This window comes from Faecalibacterium duncaniae, from assembly GCF_010509575.1.
Taxonomy (GTDB): Bacteria; Bacillota; Clostridia; order Oscillospirales; family Ruminococcaceae; genus Faecalibacterium; species Faecalibacterium duncaniae.
On the sequence record NZ_CP048437.1, the window covers coordinates 1,111,989 to 1,132,321 of the forward strand.

A 20,333-nucleotide genomic window follows, 5' to 3' on the forward strand; every position below is an offset into this window, starting at 1 on the left:
AAAAAGAAACGCTTCCTTTCCTCTGGATTTGTGTTATACTGGAGCTATCCAAAACACAACGATCTGCCGGAAAGGAAGCGTTTCTTTTATGGTTCCTGCACTGGAAAAAATTATTGCCGAGAGCGACCGCATCGCCTTTTTTGGTGGCGCGGGGGTCTCCACCGAAAGCGGCATCCCTGATTTCCGCAGCGTGGACGGCCTGTACCACCAGAAGTACGATTACCCGCCCGAGACCATCCTGAGCCACACCTTCTGGGAGGAGAACCCCGAGGAGTTCTACCGGTTCTACCGGGATAAGCTCATTGTGAAGGGGGCAAAGCCCAACGCTGCCCACCTGCGGCTGGCAAAGCTGGAGCGGGAGGGCAGGCTGAAAGCCATCGTCACCCAGAACATCGACGGCCTGCATCAGGCGGCTGGCTCCAAGACCGTTTACGAGCTCCACGGCAGCACCCTGCGCAACTACTGCGTGAAGTGCGGCGCGTTCTACGATGTGGACTTCATTGCCAACAGTACCGGCGTGCCCCGCTGCCCCAAGTGCGGCGGTATCGTCAAGCCGGATGTCGTTCTGTACGAGGAAGGGCTGGACGAGGAGGTGCTCTCCGGGGCCGTGTCTGCCATCCGCAAGGCGGATACCCTCATCATCGGCGGCACCAGTCTGGTGGTCTACCCGGCGGCGGGGCTCATCCGGTACTTCCGGGGCCGCCATCTGGTGGTCATCAACATGCAGCCCACCGGGGCCGATGCGCAGGCCGACCTGTGCATTGCAAAGCCCATCGGTCAGGTGCTGAGCGAGGACGTATTGTTGGAGGACTGAGATGAAAGCTGTCATTCTGGAAAGCTATGTCATGGAGGAAGGCGACCTCGACTGGTCGGGGGTAAAGGCGCTGGTGCCCGATACCGTCAGTTATGTCCGCACGGCCTACGAGGAGATCGCCCCCCGCATTGGAGATGCGGACATCGTTCTGCTGAACAAGTGCCGCATGAATGAGGAGATCTTACAGCAGTGCCCGAACCTGAAATGGGTGGGCATCATCGCCACGGGCACCGACAACCTGGATCTGGAAGCCTGCCGCCGCCACGGCGTTGCAGTGGCCAATGTGCCGGGCTATTCTACCTACAGCGTGGCCCAGATGACCTTCAGTCTGCTGCTGGCCATCTGCCAGTGCGCGGAGCGCTACAACCGTGCCGTCAAGCAGGGGTGCTGGCAGCTGGATATCCCGGAGAGCATCGGCCTGCTGCCCCAGATGGAGCTCTGTGGTAAGACCTATGGCGTTTACGGCTATGGCAGCATCGGGCGGCAGTCAGCCCGCATTGCCAGAGCCTTTGGCATGGAGGTGCTGGTCTGCACCCGCACCGTCCGGCCCGAATACGCCGCCGACGGTGTGGAGTTTGTGGATTATGATACCCTGCTGAGGCGGTGCGATATCCTCAGCCTGCACTGCCCGGCCACGCCCCAGACCCGGGGCCTTGTCAACGCGGAGGCGCTGGCGAAGATGAAGCCCGGGGCCATTCTGCTCAACACGGCCCGGGGCGCGCTGGTGGATGAGGAGGCCGTGGCAGCGGCCCTCCACAGCGGTCAGCTGGGCTTTTACGGGGCCGATGCCTTTGTCACCGAGCCTCTGCCTCAGGAAAGCCCCCTGCGGGCAGAACCCCACGCTATCCTCACACCGCACATTGCGTGGACGACCCGGGAGGCTTTGCAGAACCTGATGGACATTACCACCCGGAACCTGCGCACCTGGCTGGAAGGAAACGGCGAGCACATCGTCAACAGATAAAAAGGAGAGATGAATCATGCAGGCAACCATTCACAACGAATTCCTGACCCTGACCGTGGATACCCATGGTGCCGAAGCAGTCAGCCTGAAAAATGCCGCCGGGCAGGAGATGCTCTGGCAGGCCGACCCGGCTGTCTGGAAGCGCCACGCCCCCATCCTTTTCCCCTGGACGGGCAAGCTGACCGGCGGGGCCTTTACCCATAAAGGCAAGACCTACCCCGGAGGGCAGCACGGCTTTGCCCGGGACGTGGAGCACACCCTGCTCTGCGCCGAGGGCGACACCATCCGGCTGGAGCTGCGCTCGGATGAAAAGAGCAAGGCAGAGCGCTTCCCGTTTGATTTTGTTCTGACCAGCACCTTCCGGCTGGAGGGCAGGACGGTGCACCACACCTTGACCGTCACCAACCCTGCCGATGCCGCCGAGGAGCTGCAGTTCGGCATCGGCTACCACCCGGCGTTCCGCATCCCCTTTGATGACCAGCACACCACCACCGATTACGAGTTCCGCTTCGACCAGCCGGAGAGCCCGATGATCCTGGACGCTTACCCCAACGGTCTGCTGACCGGCAAGTGCGGTTACCGGTGGAAGAACGAGCAGAGCATCCCCCTGACAGACGATCTGTTTGAGAACGACAGCTTCTGCATGGCCGGTCTGCGCAGCCGTACGCTGGGCATCTACGAGAAGGACACCGGCAAGGGGATCGTCTGCAATGTGGAGGGTTACCCCTATACCCTCATCTGGTCGGCTCCGGCAAAGCCAGTGCGCTTTGTCTGCATTGAGCCGTGGCACTCCCTGCCCGGTGCCCAGACCGACACCCAGGAGTGGAGCCAGCGTGCCGCTGCCGCCTGCCTTGCCCCCGGCCAGACCTGGGAGACCACCCTCAGCACAACGTTTGAGCGCTGAAGCAAAGTTTGGCAAAGAAATGCAGGAACCCCTTGACAGAGGGGACTGCATTCTGATTTAATTAGAATCGATAAAAGGGAGTAAAGGGCATTCCGCAGGGCCTGCGGGGTGCTGCATGGCAGCGTCATCACGGCAGAAATGCCCGATGTCATGTGTTGGCTTGAGACTTTTGTCACAGACAGAGTGCTGTGGCAGGGGTCTCTTTTTTCTTGCCCGGCACCGGAACACAAGGAGGAAAAATAAATATGGATCTTCTGAACACATTCGCCAGTCTCTTTTCCAATTTTGGGAATCTGACCTGGCAGATGGTGGTGATGTGGGGCATCGGTGCGCTGCTCATCTACCTTGCCATCGCCAAAAAGATGGAGCCGAGCCTGCTGCTGCCCATGGGCTTTGGTGCCATTCTGGTCAACCTGCCCCTCTCGGGTGCCATCACGCAGGGGGATACGGTCGGCCCCATCTCTGCATTGTTTGAAGCAGGCATGTCCAACGAGCTGTTCCCACTGCTGCTCTTCATCGGCATCGGTGCCATGATCGATTTTGGCCCGCTGCTGGAAAAGCCGTGGCTGATGCTCTTTGGTGCGGCGGCCCAGTTCGGCATCTTCTTTACCCTGTTTCTGGCGGGCTTCTTCTTTGACCTGAAGGATGCTGCCTCCATCGCTGTCATCGGTGCGGCAGACGGCCCTACCGCCATTTTCGTGGCCAACACGCTCAACTCCCAGTACCTCGGTGCCATCATGGTGGCAGCCTACAGCTACATGGCGCTGGTGCCCATCGTGCAGCCGCCCGTGATCCGGCTGCTGACCACGCAGAAGGAGCGCCGCATCCGGATGTCCTATGAAAAGGGCAGTGTTTCCCAGCTGACCAAGATCCTGTTCCCCATCGTGGTCACGATCATTGCAGGCATGGTGGCTCCGGCCAGTGTGGCGCTGGTGGGCTTTTTGATGTTCGGCAACCTGCTGCGGGAGTGCGGGGTGCTGAATGTGCTGAGCGAGACCGCCCAGAATGTGCTGGCAAATCTTATCACCATCGTGCTGGGCCTGACCGTTGCCGGGCAGATGACCGCCGACAAGTTCGTGCGGCCCGACACCCTGCTCATCCTTGCACTGGGTCTGGTGGCCTTCGTCTTTGACACGGCCGGCGGCGTGCTGTTTGCAAAGCTGCTGAACCTTTTCCGGCCGGAGGGCAAAAAGCTGAACCCCATGATCGGCGCGGCCGGCATCTCGGCCTTCCCCATGAGCGGCCGTGTGGTCAACAAGATGGGCCTGGAAGAGGACAACCAGAATTTCCTGCTGATGTATTCCATCAGCGTCAATGTTTCGGGACAGATCGCGTCCGTCATTGCAGGCGGCCTGATCCTGACCCTGATGGCTTAACGGAGGTGATCGCATGCTTCATCTTACTTCGTGGATGACCACGCTGCCGATGATGCTGATCGGGATGGTCGGCATCATCCTTGTCATCGGCATCATTGTTCTGGCAGTGATGCTGCTCAACCGGCTGACGAGCCGGAAATAAAAGAAAAAGGCGATGCAGCTGTTCAAAACTGCATCGCCTTTTTGCTTGTGTAAGATTACAGAGCCTGGATGGCGGCCTTGATGCGCTGGGCGGCGACCTTGGTCTTTTCGGCATCGCCGAAGGCGGTCAGGCGGAAGTAGCCCTCGCCGCACTCGCCGAAACCGACACCCGGGGTGCCGACAACGCCGCAGTTCTCCAGCAGCCAGTCGAAGAACTCCCAACTCTTCATGCCGCCGGGGCAGCGCAGCCAGATGTAGGGGCTGTTCTTGCCGCCGCAGTACCACACGCCGCACTCGTCCAGCGCGTCAGCAATGACCTTGGCGTTCTGGCGGTAGTAATCGAGGTTGGCCTGGATCTCAGCCATGCCGCTCTCGGTGAACACGGCGGCAGCAGCGCGCTGAACGACGTAGGGCACGCCGTTGAACTTGGTGGTCTGGCGGCGCAGCCACAGCTTGTTCAGGTTCATGCCCTCGCGCTCCAGCTCGTGGGGCACGATGGTGTAGCCGCAGCGGGTGCCGGTGAAGCCTGCGATCTTGGAGAAGGAGCAGATCTCAATGGCGCACTCGCGGGCACCCTCTACCTCAAAGATGCTGCGTGCCAGAGCGGGATCGGTGATGAAGCACTCGTAGGCGGCATCGTACAGGATAACGGCGTTGTTCTTTTTGGCGTAGTCCACCCAGGCCTTGAGCTGCTCGCGGGTGTAGGCGGCACCGGTGGGGTTGTTGGGGCTGCAGATGTAGATGATGTCAGCCTTCACGCTGTCATCGGGCATCCCCAGGAAGCCGTTCTCCTGGCTGGTGCGGCTGTAAATGATCTTGCGGCCGTCGGTCACGTTGTCGTCCACATAGGTGGGGTAAACGGGGTCCGGAACCAGAACGGTGTTGTCCACATCAAACAGGCCCAGCACATTGGCCAGGTCGCTCTTGGCACCGTCGGAGATAAAGATCTCATCCTCAGCCAGCTGGGTGCCGCGGCCTGCGTAGTAGCCCTGAATGGCCTGCTTCAGGAACGGATAGCCCTGCTCGGGGCCGTAGCCGTGGAAGCCCTCCTTGGTGCCCATCTCAGCGGCGGCATCCTGCATGGCGGTGACCACGCACTTTGCCAGAGGCTGGGTCACATCGCCGATGCCCAGGCGGATGATCTCCTTTTCGGGGTGTGCTTCCTGATAGGCGGCCACCTTGTGGGCAATGTCCACGAACAGGTAGCTTGCCTTCAGCTCGCCGTAATGGTGATTCATTTTCATAAGTTGTTCCCTCGCTTTATATGATTGCCCGCCCTCTCAGGCCGCTTCGCGTCCAGCTCTCCCAAAGGGAGAGCCGATGCAGCGTCTACGCCAGCAGAAGCTGACCGTTGAGCCGCAATTGCCTCTCCCTTTGGGAGAGGTGGCATTGCAAAGCAATGACGGAGAGGGCGAGGATGTTAAACTTCCGCAACTCCCTCGTACACCGTGACAGCGCTGCCGGTCATCAGCAGCTGCCTGCCGGGCAGTACCCGGATGACCAGCTCACCGCCGCGCAGCTGCACATGGATATCCTGCCCGGCGGGGCAGATGCCCAGCTCGGTCAGAGCCGCCACGGTGGCACAGGTGCCGGTGCCGCAGGCCCAGGTCTCGCCGCTGCCGCGTTCCCACACCCGCATCTTCAGGTGGGCGGCATCCACCACCTGCACGAACTCGGTGTTGATGCGCTCCGGGAAGTTGGCATGATGCTCGAACGCCGGGCCGATGGCTTCCAGCTTCAGGCTGTCCACATCCTCCACCACGGTCACGCAGTGGGGGTTGCCCACGCTGATGCAGGTCACCTTCCACACTTTTCCCTCTACGGTGAGCGGCTGATCCACCAGCGGGTCCTCGCCCATGTGGATGGCAGGCAGGTCAGCCGGCAGGGTGCTGTAAGTGCCCATCTCCACCTGCCACAGCTGTGCGCCCTGCCGGGTGATGCGCTTGACACCGCTGTTGGTGTCGATGGCCAGGACAGGCTTTTCCACCCCGTGGGTGTAGAGCCACTCGGCCACACAGCGCACGCCGTTGCCGCACATCTGGGCCTCGCTGCCGTCTGCGTTGAAAATGCGCATCCGGCCATCGGCCCCGGGGGTCACAGGGGCGCAGATACAGATGATGCCGTCTGCACCCACGGAAAAATGCCGGGCTGAGAGCCGCTGTGCAAGCGCGGCAATGTCTGCGGGCACACCGGATGCACGGCAGTCCAGATAGATGTAATCATTGGCACAGCCCTGCATCTTGGTAAATGACAATTTCATGGAGCATTCTCCTTTACAGGCGGGACCTCTGCGGCCATGCTGAGGCAGCATGGCTGAGAGGTTTGGTTCGTCACATATAATCATAAGAATCAAACGGGCTTCTGTCAAGCAAAAAAGAGGGCTTTGTGCAATTTTCATCGGTTTTTTCTGCCCGTAAAGGGCCGGAATGCAAAACAGGGCTTGACAAGATACGGCCCATGGGATATAAAAAGAGAGAGTGCTTTTGCGCGCCGGAGAGGGCGTGCAGGCAGAGAAGAAAGAATCATTGACAAAAGGAGACCGCGACGATGGATACTTTTGAAAAGATCCGTGCACTGCTGGCAGAGCAGCTGGATATTGACCCTGCTAAGATCACGATGGAGAGCGACATTATGAGTGATTTCGAGGCCGACAGCCTGGATATCGTGGACATGGTGATGACGCTGGAGGATGAGTTTGGCATTGAGGTGCCGGACGATGCCATCGAGAATCTGCGCACCGTGGGCGACGTGGTGGAATTTGTGGACAGCCACAAGGGCTGATAACAGTTTTGCAAAAAGGCCCCGCACCCGCAGCGCTGCACACGGCGGCACTGCAGCGGGGCTTTTAATATGAGCTCGTGCGGAACGGCTGGAACACAGGCGTTTGGCGCACGGCTTAGGAGGATATAACAAAATGGCAAAAGACAACAAGAAGCTTGTGCAGGCGATCACCAGCCAGGAAGAAAACTTTGCACAGTGGTACACCGACATCTGCGTCAAGGCAGAGCTGGTGGAGTACTCCAGTGTCAAGGGCTTCATCATCCTGCGCCCCTATGGTCAGGCCATCTGGGAGCTGATCCAGAAGGACATGGATGCCCGGTTCAAGGCAACCGGTCACGAGAACGTGGCCATGCCCGTGCTGATCCCCGAGAGCCTGCTGCAGAAGGAAGGCGAGCTGGTCAATGGCTTCGCGCCGGAGGTGGCGTGGGTCACGATGGGCGGCTCTGACAAGCTGGAAGAGCGCCTGGCAGTGCGTCCCACCAGCGAGACCATGTTCTGTGACCACTGGTCCCGCGTGCTGCACAGCTACCGTGAGCTGCCCATGAAGTACAACCAGTGGTGCAGCGTGGTGCGCTGGGAAAAGACCACCCGTCCCTTCCTGCGCAGCCGTGAGTTCTGGTGGCAGGAAGGCCACACCATCCACGAGACTGCCGCCGAGGCCGAGGCCGAGACCCAGCAGCAGCTGAACTGCTACGCGGATGTCTGCGAGCAGGATCTGGCCATCCCTGTTGTCAAGGGCCGCAAGACTGATAAGGAGAAGTTTGCCGGTGCTGAGGCTACCTATACCATCGAGGCCATGATGAAGGACGGCAAGGCCCTGCAGAGCGGCACCAGCCATTACTTCGGCGATAAGTTCAGCAAGGCTTACGACGTGACCTTTACCGGCCGCGACAACCAGCTGCATCACCCGTTCCAGACCAGCTGGGGCGTTTCCACCCGTCTGGTGGGTGCCATCATTATGACCCACGGCGATGACGACGGCCTGATCCTGCCCCCGGCAGTGGCCCCCATCCAGGTCGTGGTCGTGCCCATCGCCGCCCACAAGCCCGGCGTTTCCGAGAAGGCCGCTGAACTGGCTGAGAAGATCAGCAAGTATGCCCGCGTCAAGCTGGACGACAGCGACAACGCCCCCGGCTGGAAGTTCTCCCAGTGGGAGATGAAGGGTGTGCCCCTGCGCCTGGAGATCGGCCCCAAGGATCTGGAAAAGAACCAGTGCGTGCTGGTTCGCCGCGACACCCGTGAAAAGATCTTCGTGAGCCTGGACGAGCTGGAGACCGCAATCCCGGCCCAGCTGGAGGCCCTGCGCAAGGACCTGTACGAGCGTGCCCTCGCCAACCGCGAGAAGCGCACCTGGGCAGCCACCACCATGGAGGAAGTCAAGGAGCTGGCCAAGGCCAACACCGGTTACATCAAGACCATGTGGTGCGGCGACCTGGCCTGCGAGATGAAGATGAAGGAAGAGGCTGGCCTGTCCAGCCGCTGCATGCCCTTTGAGCAGGAGCACATCAGCGATGTCTGCCCCTGCTGCGGCAAGCCCGCCAGCAAGATGGTCTACTGGGGCGTGGCCTACTAAGCCGCTCCACAGTCAAAGCCTGATCCGATGAAAAAAGCAGCTTTCCCGTCCAGCGGGAGAGCTGCTTTTTTGTGTCTGCCTATTGACAACTATGTATCTACTGTATATACTGTAAATATACAGACGCAACGGAGGCGGCAGATATGAATCTCTTCATCGATAACAAGAGCGGTGCACCCATCTACGAGCAGCTCTACACCCAGATCAAGAACCAGATTTTGAGCGGAGAACTGCAGCCGGAGGAAGCTATGCCGTCCATCCGGGGGCTGGCGCGGGATCTGCGCATCAGTGTTATTACTACAAAGCGGGCCTACGATGAGCTGGAACAGGAGGGTTTTTTGTATGCGGTGCCCGCCAAGGGCTTTTTCGTGGCAGCGAAAAACACCGAGCTGCTTCGGGAAGAGAACCTGAAAAAAATCGAAGCACACCTGACGGAAGCCGTCCGGCTGGCGGCTCCCTGCGGGCTGACCAAACAGGAACTGACCGAAATGTTGGAATTGCTGTGGGAGGAATGAACCATGAACGCATTAGAACTGCACGGCCTTGAAAAGCACTACCCGGATTTTACGCTGGGGCCCATTGATCTGGAACTGCCCGGCGGCACAGTCTGCGGGCTGATCGGTGAGAACGGTGCGGGCAAGAGCACGACCATTAAGCTGATCCTGGACATGATCGACGGAGACGCTGGCACTGTGAAGCTGTTCGGGCAGGAGGGAATCACCCCGCTTGCCAAAGCCGATATCGGCGTGGTGCTGGGCGGCGAGGGCATCCCCACCTGCCTGACCGCGCTGCAGGTGGGTAAAGTGATGGCGGGCATCTATCCCAATTGGGATGCCGCCGCTTACGCGGATTATTGTAAGCGCTTTGACCTGCCGGAGAACAAGAAGTACGGCGACTATTCCACCGGCATGAAGATGAAACAGTGCCTTGCCGTGGCACTTTCTCATCACCCCAAGCTGCTGCTGCTGGACGAAGCCACCAGCGGTCTGGACCCGGTGGTGCGGGATGAGCTCATCGATCTGCTGCTGGACTTTGTGCGGGATGAGAACCATGCAATTTTGATCTCGTCCCACATCGTCAGCGATTTGGAAAAGCTCTGCGATACCATTGCCTTTCTGCACAAGGGGAAGCTCCTGCTCTGTGAGGACAAGGACACGCTGCGGGAGGAGTACGCCCTCTGGCACGGCACTGCCGGGCAATTGGAGGAGCTGGATAAAAACGCCATCGTCAGCCGTCGGGTGACAGCCTACGGGGCCGAGGCACTGGTGAAGAGGGAACTTGTCCCGGCGGGCAGCACCCTGACACCGGTGAGCATCGAAGAACTGTTCGTTTTGATGGTGAAAGGGGAGAATGTGCGATGAAAGGACTGCTGCTGAAAGACTGGTATCAAGTCAAAACAAATATGCGGATGATGTACCTCACGATGCTGGCCGTGCTGGCGATCTGGATCCTGAGCACTTCCGGGGATTCGAGCTTTGCGGTGAATTATTCAGCTATTTTTCTGGGGATCATGCCCGCCTACCTGCTTTCCTACGACCACGCCAGCGGGTGGACGGAGTACAGCTTTGCCCTGCCGCTGAGCAAGGAACTTCAGGTGGCAGAAAAATATCTCGTGGGTCTGCTTTGCACGGCGGTCTCTGCGGCGCTGAACGGAATTTTCTGCGGCATCCGGTTCTGTATGGGAAAACCGCTTCCTGCGATGCCGATCGGCCTTTTGCTGGGGGCGGGCGCAGCTTCCATCCTGCTGATAAACGGGATCATGCTGCCGCTGTACTACCGTTTTGGCGCAGAAAAGGCGCGGATGCTCTACATGCTGATGTTTGCCGGAATGGGCGCTGCCCTGGGCGGCGGGATGGTCCTGATGGATGCCGTGCCGGAACCAGGCGCGGCCATTGCCATCGTCGGTGTGCTGGCAGCGGTGCTGGCCCTGTATGCCGTGTCCTGGCGGGTGTCGGTGGCATGGTATGGAAAGTATAAGAAGTAAGCTCTTCTTTGTGCAATATAGCAATAATCCGGTAAAAAAACTGTAAAAGGGGTTGAAAAATCCGGCCCGGCGTAGTATGATAACGGGGCTGAAAGAAAAATCTTACACCAAGGAGGAGTTTGTTTCCATGTCCAGTGACCATACGGATCACCCCAAACAACGCTTCTCCTGCGATGCGGGCCGTGCAAACGTGTTAGCCGCATCCTGAACTGCATGCCCTTTGTACACCGCAGGAGTTGTAACCAGACCGATGCGGTGTATTTTTTATGCCCGGAAACGGGAAACGGAGGGACCAAACCATGCAGAAGAAAAATTATGTGCAGGAGATTCTGGAGATCATCCACAGCGGCCTGCCCCAGGCAGAGCTGGCTGAAAAGCTGTCCGATTACCATGAAAATGACCTGGCCGATGCCCTGACGGTCCTGACACCGGAGGAGCGCCAGAAGGTGTACACCGCACTGGGCGTGGATACGGTGGCAGAGATCTTCTCCTATCTGGACGATGCAGAGCCCTACCTGAAGGAGCTGGACCCCGAGCGGGCCGCCCGGGTCATCTCCCACATGGATTCGGACGATGCCGTAGATGCTCTGGATGACCTGGAAGAGGACGATAAGGCAAAGATCGTCCACCAGCTGGACAAGGATGCCGCCGATGATGTGAAGCTGCTGCTCTCCTATAACGAGGACGAGATCGGCAGCTGCATGACCACCAACTACATCTGCATCCGCAGGGATATGACCATCCGACAGGCCATGAGTGAGCTGGTGAAGCAGGCAGGCGAGAACGATAACATCTCCACCCTGTATGTAGTGGATGAGAACGAGCACTTTTATGGTGCCATCGACCTGAAAGACCTCATCGTGGCCCGTGCGGAGGAGCGCTTGGAAAAGCTGATCGCCCGCTCCTACCCCTACGTCACCGACCACGAGAAGATCAGCGACTGCATCGACCGCATCGTGGACTACGCCGAGCGCTCGCTCCCTGTCCTGAACGACAGCGGGAAGCTGCTGGGCATCATCACCTCGGCGGATGTGGTCGAGTTGGTGGACGACGAGATGGGCGATGATTACGCAAAACTCGGCGGCTTGACCAGCGAGGAGGATCTGAACGAGGGTGTGTTCCAGAGTGTGAAAAAGCGCCTGCCCTGGCTGATCGCCCTGCTGTTCCTCGGGATGCTGGTGTCCTCGGTGGTGGGTGCGTTTGAATCGGTGGTGGCGGTGCTGCCCATCGTCATCTGCTTCCAGTCCATGGTGCTGGATATGGCCGGCAATGTGGGTACCCAGTCGCTGGCTGTGACCATCCGTGTGCTGGTGGACGAGAACCTGACCACTGCCAAAAAACTCCAGCTGCTCTGGAAGGAAATGCGGGTGGGCCTGACCAACGGTGCATTGCTGGCCGTGCTGGCGCTGGGCTTCTTGGGCTGCTACATCCACTTCTTCAAGGCTTACGCCTGGGGTGAAGCCTTCCTGCTCTCGGGCTGTGTGGGCGTATCTCTGGTCGTGGCCATGGTGATCTCCAGCCTGGTGGGCACGGTCATCCCCATGCTGTTCCATAAGATCCACATCGACCCCGCCGTGGCTTCCGGCCCGCTCATCACCACCATCAATGATCTGGTGGCTGTGGTGGTCTACTATGGCCTGGCCGCCGTGGTGCTGATCGATATGTTCCATTTGGGCTGAAATAGAGAAAGGCTGCTGCCGACAACTCCCTCAGTCACGGCTTCGCCGCGCCAGCTCCCTCTTGGAGGGAGCCTTGACGTAATGGCAATCTGTGAAAGCCTCCCTCATTGAGGGAGGTGGCATCGCGTGAGCGATGACGGAAGAAGTTTGGCAACAGCCTCTTTTTACTTATTCTGTATCCAATACCGCTGTGTCAGCGTTCCATCGGAGGAATCAAACTGCTCATCCTCCAGCACGCCGCCGTTGGCGCGGATGGTCTTTGCTGAGGCAACGTTGTAATGGTCGCAGCAGATGCGCACCTTTTCGATGTCTCGTTCTTTTGCCTTTTCCAGCGTCAGGCGAAGCATCTGGGTGGCGTAGCCATTCTGCCGCTCCGAGGGGCGGACGCTGTACCCGATGTGCCCGCCGTAGGTCAGCAGGTAATCGTTGAGCCGGTGGCGCAGGTTGGTCATGCCCACCAGATGCTCGTGCTCATCCAGAGCAAGATACTCCGTGGCGGGCACGAGACCGGCGGGGGTTGTGGCCGGGTCTTTCAGCTTGCGGAGTTGGGCCAGCCAGGCATCGAAGTCGGCATATTTGTCCAGAGCCGAGGTGCCGTCCATCCGGGAGTTAATGGCCAGAAATTCTTCCCGATAGGCCATTACCTGTTCCCGGTCGCCCTCATCCGGCTCCCGCAGGTGGATCTTCTGGGGTGAGGTGCGCCGGGTGGCGGTGCGGAAATCCGGAGCCTTCATCAGGCCGTGGCAGTTGCAGTAGAAGTAAAGCACACCTGCGCCCCGCAGGGAGAAGCGGGCAGAGGCATCTCCCTCGGGGTAGAGCTTGACCAGCTGCAGCTTATCGCCGGTGAGGTAGGCCAGAAACGAGATGTAATGGTTTTTCTCCATGGGGTGGTGCAGGGTGACGAAGAGCTCGTCCTCCACCCGCTCCACGGTCAGCTGATGATGCTCGTCGGCATCCTCGGCTTCGGCGATGTCCAGCGCAGGCAGGGTGATGCCGCAGCAGCTCACCACGGCCTGCCCGGTGGCGTGGAGCACATTGCCGCAGAGAGGGCAGACGTAGAGCTTGCTCCGCAGCAGGTTGGCTGCCCGGTTCCGGTTGATGATGGGTTCTCCCTGCATCAGCTCCAGCACGCTGACCCCCAGAGCCGCAGCCAGCGGTTCCAGCAGGGAGATATCGGGCAGACCCTTGGCGGTCTCCCACTTGGAAATGGTCTTGGCGCTGACAGAAAGCGTTCCGGCAAGCTCTGCCTGGGTCAGGCCCTTGGCTTCCCGCAGCTGCCGGATGGTGCTGCCTGTGACGTATGTGTTCATAATGAATGAAACCTCTCAGTCTCGCGTTGCTCGACAGCGTACGGGTTGCGGCTCCCAGCATCCACTTCGCACAAAGTATTGTGCTCGTGTCTTGCTGGCCGCGGCCCCAACAACTCCTCCCTTCATCCGCCACTGGCGGCGGTCGTCGTCGTTGCCTAATAGGGGAGCCCTTGGCAAGTCGGGCAAGCGTAATTGTTGAACCAGAGTATACTATACAAAAAAACTCCACGCAACCTACGCTGCGTGGAGTTCGTGCTTTCAGGAATTATTCGGCCTCGGTCTCGTCTTCCTCGTCCGGATCCAGCTCCATGGTGAACACGGCCTTTTTCAGCTTGCCGCAGCCCTGGGCCTTCAAGCCGGATTTGTACGGCTCCCCGGCCAGATAGAGGGCAAAGCGGCCCTCGCAGAGCATTCCGGCAATGCTGGTGCCGGCGGTGCCCACGGTGGTATCAGCGGCTTCGTCAGCGGGCCGGGTGGGGCTGAACTCGCCCAGGGACACTTCAAACAGCTCACTGCCCTCGAGGTCGGTCTCAAGGGTCAGGTGGTTGTCGTGCAGGACAAAGGGGGCCTTGTCGCTGGCCTGCGGGGTCACGGTGCTCACCATGACCACAGCCTTGTCACCATCGATGCGGGTGCGCCCGGCGGGCAGATTGTTGATATCCCGCGCCATGATGAACTCGATGACGCTGTCCAGACTGCTGCACAGGCCCAGATAGTTGGGGAGATTGTTCAGGGTATCGTAGATCATGGATCAGTCCTCTTTCGGGTCGGTCAGAAGCTCCTTGATGCTGGGCACAACGCCGCCCAGATTTTGCAGCTCCGACGGAATGATGATCTTGGTGGCCTTGCCGTTGGCGACCTTGGCCAGTGCCTCCAGGCTGCGCAGAGCCAGCACCTTGTCGTTGGGCATGGCTTCGTTCAACAGGCGGATGGCATCGGCGTTGGCCTTCTGCACCGCGAGAATGGCCTGGGCCTCGCCCTCAGCTTCGAGAATGCGCTGCTGTTTGACGGCATCGGCACGGAGGATGGCGGCTTCCTTTTCGCCCTCGGCGGCGGTGATGGCGGCCTGCTTCTCACCGTCGGCTTTCAGGATGACGGCGCGCTTTTCGCGCTCTGCTTTCATCTGCTTCTCCATGGCTTCCTGGATCTCGCGCGGCGGGATGATGTTCTTGACCTCCACGCGGTTGACCTTGATGCCCCACTTGTCGGTGGCTTCATCGAGGATGGCCGTGATCTTGCCGTTGATGACATCGCGGCTGGTCAGGGTGTGATCCAGCTCCATCTCACCGATGATGTTGCGCAGGGTGGTGGCGGAAAGGCTCTCGATGGCTGCGATGGGCTGGTTGACACCGTAGGTGTAGAGCTTGGCATCCATGACCTGGAAGAACACCACGGTGTCGATCTGCATGGTTACGTTATCGCGGGTGATCACAGGCTGGGGAGGAAAGTCCGCGACCTGCTCCTTCAGGCTGACCTTTTTGGCGATCCGCTCAATGAACGGGATCTTGACATGCAGGCCGGCCGACCAGGTGTCGGAGTAGCTGCCCAGACGCTCCACAACGTACACCATGGACTGAGGCACGATGACGATGTTGGTGACGACGATGAGCAGGATGACAAAGATGAGCGCGAGGATTACAAACAGCATGATAGGCATAGAGACGCTCCTTTTTTAGTGGTTGATGGATTCGGTCAGGATGGGTTCCACGATGAGCAGAGTGCTGTGGATCTCGGTGACCCGGCAGGCCTGCCCGGGGGTCAGGGTATCGCCGGGGGTGGCACAGCGGGCGCTCCAGTCCACGCCGTCCAGCCGCACCCGGCCCGTCTGCTGGGCGGAAACAGGGGTCAGCACCCGGGCCTCCCGGCCAAGGGCGCGGTCACCGTTGGTGGGGGTGGGCTGCTTGTGCAGCCGTTTGGCCAGCGGCTTGAATGCCAGCAGGCAGACCGCGCTGACTGCAATGAACACCACCGCCTGCACCCGGAACGAGTGGGTGAACAGGCAGCAGAGCAGGGCTGCCGCGCTGCCTGCCGCAAACCAGACGGATACCATGCTGAAGGTCATACCCTCCAGCGCCAGGAACCCGACGGCGGCAAGGAGCCAGAAAATGGGGTCAATGGACATCGAACATCCCTCCTTATGATCCTATTATAGAGCATCCGGTTGGGGGAAGGTCAAGAGATTTTTGCTGAATTGTTGCGCAGAAAACAAAATGCGGTCATACATAATCATAATAGCTGTGGTTCGGGTTATGCCCCACTTCTTCCACCACGATGGTGAAGCCCATGGGATTCACCTCGGTGCTCTTGCCGCTGGCAAGGGTCTCCACGATGATATGTTCGGTGCGGTTGACGATGATCTCCGCGGTCTCCACCTTGCCCACCCGCTGGTAGTGCAGGATGCCGTCCTCGGCACGCAGGACCCGCAGCTGGCCGGTGCGGAAGGCCTCGCAGGTGTGGCGGAGCTGTGCCAGCTGTGCCAGCACGGGGCGCAGGCGCTGTTCGTGGGCATCCCACCGGAAGAAAGCCCGGTTGAAGGGATCCCGGTAGCCCTGCATGGCGATCTCGTCGCCGTAGTACAGACAGGGCACACCCGGCAGGGTGTAGATGATGGCGTAGGCCATCCGCAGGCGGAGCAGGCCCTCCTCATAGGCGTCGCCGGTCACACAGCGGCCGCTCTGCCACGCGCGGCCCCGGCCATTGGCGGGCTCGTCAGCAATCACGGTCAGGGCACGCTCGGTGTCGTGGGTGGAGAGGAAGTTCAGGGCGGTGTCCATGGCCGGGGCAGGGTAGTGTTCGCAGATGGTCAGGATCTCCGTCATGGCCTGCTCGGCGGGCTTGCCCTTGACGAAATCCAGCACGGCGTTCTTGAAGGGGTAGTTCATCACGCTGTCCAGGCCCTTGCCCAGCAGATAGGTGCGGCGCTTGTTGAAGCCGAACTTGGTGGTGGCATCCTCCCACACCTCGCCCAGCAGGAACTTTTCGGGGCTGACCCGCTTGACGGCGGCGCGCACCTTCTCAATGAATTCGTCGGGCAGCTCATCGGCTACATCCAGCCGGAAGCCTGCCGCGCCGCGCCGCAGCCAGGTGTCGATGACACCGCCCGGGCCGGTGATGAACTCCACATAGGAGGGGGTCTCCTCGTTGACCTCGGGCAGGGTCTCAAAGCCCCACCAGCTGCGGTAGCCGCCCTTGTACTGGGGGCCGAAATCGTACCAGCAGCGGTAAGGGGAGTTGGGGTCCCGGTACGCGCCGCCCTCGCCATAGCGGCCCTCGCGGTTGAAATAGCGGCTGTCGGAGCCGGTATGGCTGAACACACCGTCCAGCACGATGCCGATGCCGTACTTCTGGGCGGCGGTGCACAGTGCCTCAAAATCTTCGTTGGTGCCCAGCAGGGGGTCCACATTCAGGTAGTCGGCGGTGTTGTAGCGGTGGTTGGAGTGGGCCTCAAAGATGGGGTTGAGATAGATGAAATCCACCCCCATCTCGTGCAGGTAAGGGAGCTTTTGCTGGATGCCCTTGAGGTCGCCGCCGAAATAATCCTCATTCAGGTGGCCACCCACCTCGTTGGGCTGCCAGAAGGGCTCGGCGTGCTTGTCGGCCTGATAGATGCGGTCGGCAAAGGGCATGGGCTTGTTCTCCACGCCTTCGCAGAAGCGGTCCGGGAAGATCTGATAGAACACCTTGCCCTTGATGCTTTCGGGGGTCTCAAAGTCCTGCTCATAGACCGTGATCTGCCAGCTTTCGCCATCCTGCCAGCTGATCACGCCGCAGTTGTCGGGGCCGCGCACGATGCGGCGGAAGTCGGTGTAGAGGTCGAAGTAGTAGAAGTAGAGGCCCGGGTCATTCAGAGGCACTTCTACAGAAAAGTGGTTCTGCCTGGGGGTCTGGCCATCGAAGTTCATCCGGTAGTAGACGGGAACATCGAACTTACCCTCTTTTTTCAGGACAAGGTGCGGGTCTACATAGCCCAGCTCCTCGGGGATGCAGAGCGACAGCCGGACAGTCTGCCCGGCGCGCACCGCACCAAAGGGCTGCTTGAAATAGGGGTCAAAACTGTTGAACAGACAAGACAAGTGGGGTCGTTCCTTTCTCAAAAAAAGCCCCGGTTCCGTAATGGCTCCGGGGCAGAGATATATTTGTGCTAAACCCTTCCGTCAATGTTTCGCATTGCCACCTCCCCTAGTAGGGGAGGCCTTGGCAGAACGGTGAAGTCTGTGCGTAAAGGAAAAGCTGTAAAACTTCCCGTAACGCCAGAGGCCCCACTACTAGGGGGGCTGTCACCGTAGGTGACTGGGGGGTTAACCTTTCCAATTACTTCACAGCAGAAGCGTGCCAGATATCGCGGGCGTAATCCAGCACAGAACGGTCTGCGCTGAAGATGCCGCTGTTGGCGGTGTTCTTCAGGCTCATCTGTGCCCACTTCTCGCGGTCAGCATACAGGCGCTGCAGGTCGGCCTGAGCACGGCGGTAATCCTTGAAGTCGGCCATGACCATATAAGGATCGCTGGTGCGCAGGTTCTCGGTGACCTCGTGGAAGTCCTCGCCGTTCCAGCCGCGCTCCAGGAAGTTCAGAGTGGCATTTGCCACGTCATCGCCCATGATGAAGGCGCTGGGGTGGTAGCCCACCTGCTTGAGGTTGTTGACCTCGGGAGTCAGCATGCCGAAGATCAGCTCGTTCTCCTTGCCGGCGGCATCGGCGATCTCAACATTTGCGCCGTCCAGCGTACCCAGCGTGATGGCACCGTTCAGCATGAACTTCATGTTGCCGGTACCGGAAGCCTCGGTGCCAGCCAGAGAGATCTGCTCAGAGACCTCGGCAGCGGGCATCAGGTGCTCGCTCAGGGAGACGCAGTACTCTTCCAGATAGACCACGCGCAGCTTGTCGCGCACGGCGGGATCATTGTTGATCAGGTCGCCCAGCTTGCAGATCATCCGGATCATCTGCTTGGCCATGTAGTAGCCGGGGGCAGCCTTTGCGCCGAAGATATAGGTCTTGGGGATGAAGTCGGCGTTGGGGTTCTCCTTCAGATACAGATACTGAGCGGCGATGTTCAGGGCGTTCAGGTGCTGACGCTTGTACTCGTGCATCCGCTTGACCTGGCAGTCGAAGATGGAATTGGGGTCGATGACCTGGCCGGTGCTCTTCTCCAGATAGGCGGCAAAGTTCTTCTTATTGTTCAGCTTGATCTCGTTGATGCGCTTCAGCACGGTCTTGTCGTCCGCATACTTGTTCAGCTTGGAGAGGTTGGAAGCGTCGTGCTTGTACTCTTCGCCGATGGTCTCGTCCAGCAGTTTGCACAGCTCAGGGTTGGAGGCCAGCAGCCAGCGGCGGTAAGCGATGCCGTTGGTCACGTTCTTGAAAGCCTGAGGCTTGAACAGGTAGTAATCGTGGAACACGCTCTCCTTGATGATCTCACTGTGCAGCTTGGACACGCCGTTGATGCTGTTGGCGGTGTAGGCGCAGATGTTTGCCATGCGGACCTGGTTGTCGCCGATCAGGGCCATGTAGTTGATCTTGCCCTCGTCGCCGGGGAATGCCTTCTCCAGCTCCTCGCGGGCACGGCGGTTCATCTCGACCACGATCTGGTAGATGCGGGGCAGGGTCATCTTGAAGATGTCCACATTCCACTTCTCCAGAGCCTCGGCCATAACGGTGTGGTTGGTGTAGGCAAAGACCTTCTGGCAGATCTCAAAGGCCTTATCCCAGTCAAAGCCGCACTCATCCAGCAGGATGCGCATCATCTCGGGGATGGCCAGCGTGGGATGGGTGTCGTTCAGCTGGATGGCGACCTTGTCGGCCAGATTCTCCAGCGTACCGTAGGTGGACAGGTGGTTCTGCACGATATCGCCGATGGATGCGGCAGAGAGGAAGTACTGCTGGCGCAGGCGCAGGATCTTGCCCTCAATGTGGTTGTCGTTGGGGTACAGCACCTTGGAGATCAGCTCGGCGCTGGCGTTCTTGCTCATGGCAGTGTTGTAGTTGCCCAGAGAGAAGCTGGACATATCAAAGTCAGGAGCCTTGGCCTGCCACAGGCGCAGCTTGGCAACGCCCTTGCCGTCGTAGCCCTGCACATACATGTCGGAGGGCACAGCCATAACGCTGTTGTAGTTGGTGTGCTGGATATAGTGGAAGCCGTGATCCCAGTTCTCGCGGATCTCGCCGTCAAAGCGGACCTCGATGGCCTGATCGGGGTGGCTCTTCAGCCAGACCTGACCACCGGGCAGCCAGTTGTCAGCGCGCTCCTGCTGCCAGCCGTCCACGATCTTCTGCTTAAAAATGCCGTACTCGTACAGGATGGAGTAGCCGGTGCCGCAGATGCCGGTGGTGGCCATGCCGTCCAGATAGCAGGCAGCCAGACGGCCCAGACCGCCGTTGCCCAGGCCTGCATCGGGCTCTTCCTCAAAGATGCCCTCGATGTTGATGTCGGCATCAGCCAGCACCTTCTGAGCAACATCTTCCAGACCCAGGTTGAACAGGCTCACCTTCAGGCTGCGGCCCATCAGGAACTCCATGCAGAGGTAGTATACCTGCTTGGTACCGGTGCCAATGGCCTTGGACTGGAACTTCTGGTGGTTCTCGCTCATCATCTGACGGCAGATCAGGGCAAGAGAGCGGTAAATCTGCTGCTTGGAAGCAACGCTCAGATCCACGCCGTACTCGCTGGTCAGCTTGTCCTGAAGAATTTTTGCAAATTCTTTTGTAGTCATAAGGAACTCCTATCCGCACACACACTTGTGCTGTTTTGAAATACGCAACAGGGAATTTCTCCTCTTTCCCTCTCCCTGTTACCACAACAAGAACATTAT

General features: G+C 59.5%; 19 protein-coding genes. 11 read left to right on the forward strand and 8 right to left on the reverse strand.

Translation table 11 applies throughout. From position 1 onward, the window contains the following. Window positions 1-88: 88 nt before the first annotated feature. The 5 genes from GXM22_RS05310 to GXM22_RS05330 all read left to right on the forward strand — a co-directional run bounded on the left by GXM22_RS05310 (window position 89) and on the right by GXM22_RS05330 (window position 4,200). Window positions 89-814, forward strand: coding sequence for an NAD-dependent protein deacylase (locus GXM22_RS05310; protein ID WP_005932267.1), 726 nt, complete (start codon window positions 89-91; stop codon window positions 812-814). Between the two features lies 1 nt (window position 815). After that, window positions 816-1,778 (forward strand): D-2-hydroxyacid dehydrogenase, encoded by a 963-nt coding sequence (locus GXM22_RS05315; RefSeq protein ID WP_005932271.1) that lies wholly within the window; start codon window positions 816-818, stop codon window positions 1,776-1,778. A 16-nt stretch (window positions 1,779-1,794) separates the two neighbouring features. After that, window positions 1,795-2,682: an aldose 1-epimerase family protein gene (locus GXM22_RS05320; RefSeq protein ID WP_005932279.1), complete on the forward strand. Its 888-nt coding sequence runs from the start codon at window positions 1,795-1,797 to the stop codon at window positions 2,680-2,682. Window positions 2,683-2,927: 245 nt separating this feature from the next. Further along, window positions 2,928-4,058, forward strand: a complete 1,131-nt coding sequence (locus GXM22_RS05325; RefSeq protein WP_005932282.1) for a sodium ion-translocating decarboxylase subunit beta — start codon at window positions 2,928-2,930, stop codon at window positions 4,056-4,058. Between the two features lie 13 nt (window positions 4,059-4,071). Beyond that, entirely contained in the window at window positions 4,072-4,200 is a 129-nt protein-coding gene (locus GXM22_RS05330; protein WP_005932286.1) for a hypothetical protein, read from the forward strand. Between the two features lie 55 nt (window positions 4,201-4,255). Here GXM22_RS05330 and GXM22_RS05335 read toward each other — a convergent pair whose 3' ends face one another. After that, the gene (locus GXM22_RS05335) at window positions 4,256-5,443 is read right to left on the reverse strand and encodes an LL-diaminopimelate aminotransferase (RefSeq protein WP_035393999.1); all 1,188 of its coding nucleotides are present in this window, start codon (window positions 5,441-5,443) and stop codon (window positions 4,256-4,258) included. A gap of 176 nt (window positions 5,444-5,619) precedes the next feature. Further along, window positions 5,620-6,459, reverse strand: coding sequence for a diaminopimelate epimerase (gene dapF / locus GXM22_RS05340; protein WP_005932291.1), 840 nt, complete (start codon window positions 6,457-6,459; stop codon window positions 5,620-5,622). Between the two features lie 287 nt (window positions 6,460-6,746). Here dapF and acpP point away from each other — a divergent pair, with 287 nt between their 5' ends. From acpP to mgtE, 6 genes are all read left to right on the forward strand, one after another. After that, window positions 6,747-6,980, forward strand: a complete 234-nt coding sequence (acpP, locus tag GXM22_RS05345) for an acyl carrier protein (RefSeq protein WP_005932296.1) — start codon at window positions 6,747-6,749, stop codon at window positions 6,978-6,980. Between the two features lie 133 nt (window positions 6,981-7,113). Then, complete coding sequence (proS, locus tag GXM22_RS05350) at window positions 7,114-8,553, forward strand: proline--tRNA ligase (RefSeq protein ID WP_005932298.1); 1,440 nt, start codon at window positions 7,114-7,116, stop codon at window positions 8,551-8,553. A gap of 143 nt (window positions 8,554-8,696) precedes the next feature. Further along, a complete protein-coding gene (locus GXM22_RS05355; RefSeq protein WP_005932304.1) occupies window positions 8,697-9,068 on the forward strand; it encodes a GntR family transcriptional regulator in 372 nt (123 codons plus the stop codon). 3 nt (window positions 9,069-9,071) lie between these two features. Beyond that, window positions 9,072-9,914: an ABC transporter ATP-binding protein gene (locus GXM22_RS05360; RefSeq protein WP_005932308.1), complete on the forward strand. Its 843-nt coding sequence runs from the start codon at window positions 9,072-9,074 to the stop codon at window positions 9,912-9,914. Beyond that, a complete protein-coding gene (locus tag GXM22_RS05365) occupies window positions 9,911-10,537 on the forward strand; it encodes an ABC-2 transporter permease (RefSeq protein WP_005932310.1) in 627 nt (208 codons plus the stop codon). The genes GXM22_RS05360 and GXM22_RS05365 overlap by 4 nt, the downstream gene beginning before the upstream one ends. A gap of 299 nt (window positions 10,538-10,836) precedes the next feature. Further along, a complete protein-coding gene (mgtE, locus tag GXM22_RS05370; RefSeq protein ID WP_242651569.1) occupies window positions 10,837-12,216 on the forward strand; it encodes a magnesium transporter in 1,380 nt (459 codons plus the stop codon). A gap of 164 nt (window positions 12,217-12,380) precedes the next feature. Here mgtE and GXM22_RS15400 read toward each other — a convergent pair whose 3' ends face one another. The 6 genes from GXM22_RS15400 to GXM22_RS05400 form a co-directional block, all read right to left on the reverse strand. Next, window positions 12,381-13,526 carry a GNAT family N-acetyltransferase gene (locus GXM22_RS15400; protein WP_005932317.1) on the reverse strand — a complete coding sequence of 382 codons (1,146 nt, stop codon included), beginning with the start codon at window positions 13,524-13,526 and terminating at the stop codon, window positions 12,381-12,383. Window positions 13,527-13,791: 265 nt separating this feature from the next. Next, window positions 13,792-14,274, reverse strand: coding sequence for a NanQ anomerase/TabA/YiaL family protein (locus GXM22_RS05380; protein WP_005932320.1), 483 nt, complete (start codon window positions 14,272-14,274; stop codon window positions 13,792-13,794). A gap of 3 nt (window positions 14,275-14,277) precedes the next feature. Then, window positions 14,278-15,183 carry an SPFH domain-containing protein gene (locus GXM22_RS05385; protein WP_005932322.1) on the reverse strand — a complete coding sequence of 302 codons (906 nt, stop codon included), beginning with the start codon at window positions 15,181-15,183 and terminating at the stop codon, window positions 14,278-14,280. Window positions 15,184-15,198: 15 nt separating this feature from the next. Then, entirely contained in the window at window positions 15,199-15,648 is a 450-nt protein-coding gene (locus tag GXM22_RS05390; RefSeq protein WP_005932324.1) for an NfeD family protein, read from the reverse strand. A 94-nt stretch (window positions 15,649-15,742) separates the two neighbouring features. Then, window positions 15,743-17,599 (reverse strand): glycoside hydrolase family 13 protein, encoded by a 1,857-nt coding sequence (locus tag GXM22_RS05395; protein ID WP_005932326.1) that lies wholly within the window; start codon window positions 17,597-17,599, stop codon window positions 15,743-15,745. A 238-nt stretch (window positions 17,600-17,837) separates the two neighbouring features. Then, window positions 17,838-20,234: a glycogen/starch/alpha-glucan phosphorylase gene (locus GXM22_RS05400; RefSeq protein ID WP_005932328.1), complete on the reverse strand. Its 2,397-nt coding sequence runs from the start codon at window positions 20,232-20,234 to the stop codon at window positions 17,838-17,840. Between the last annotated feature and the right edge of the window lie 99 nt (window positions 20,235-20,333).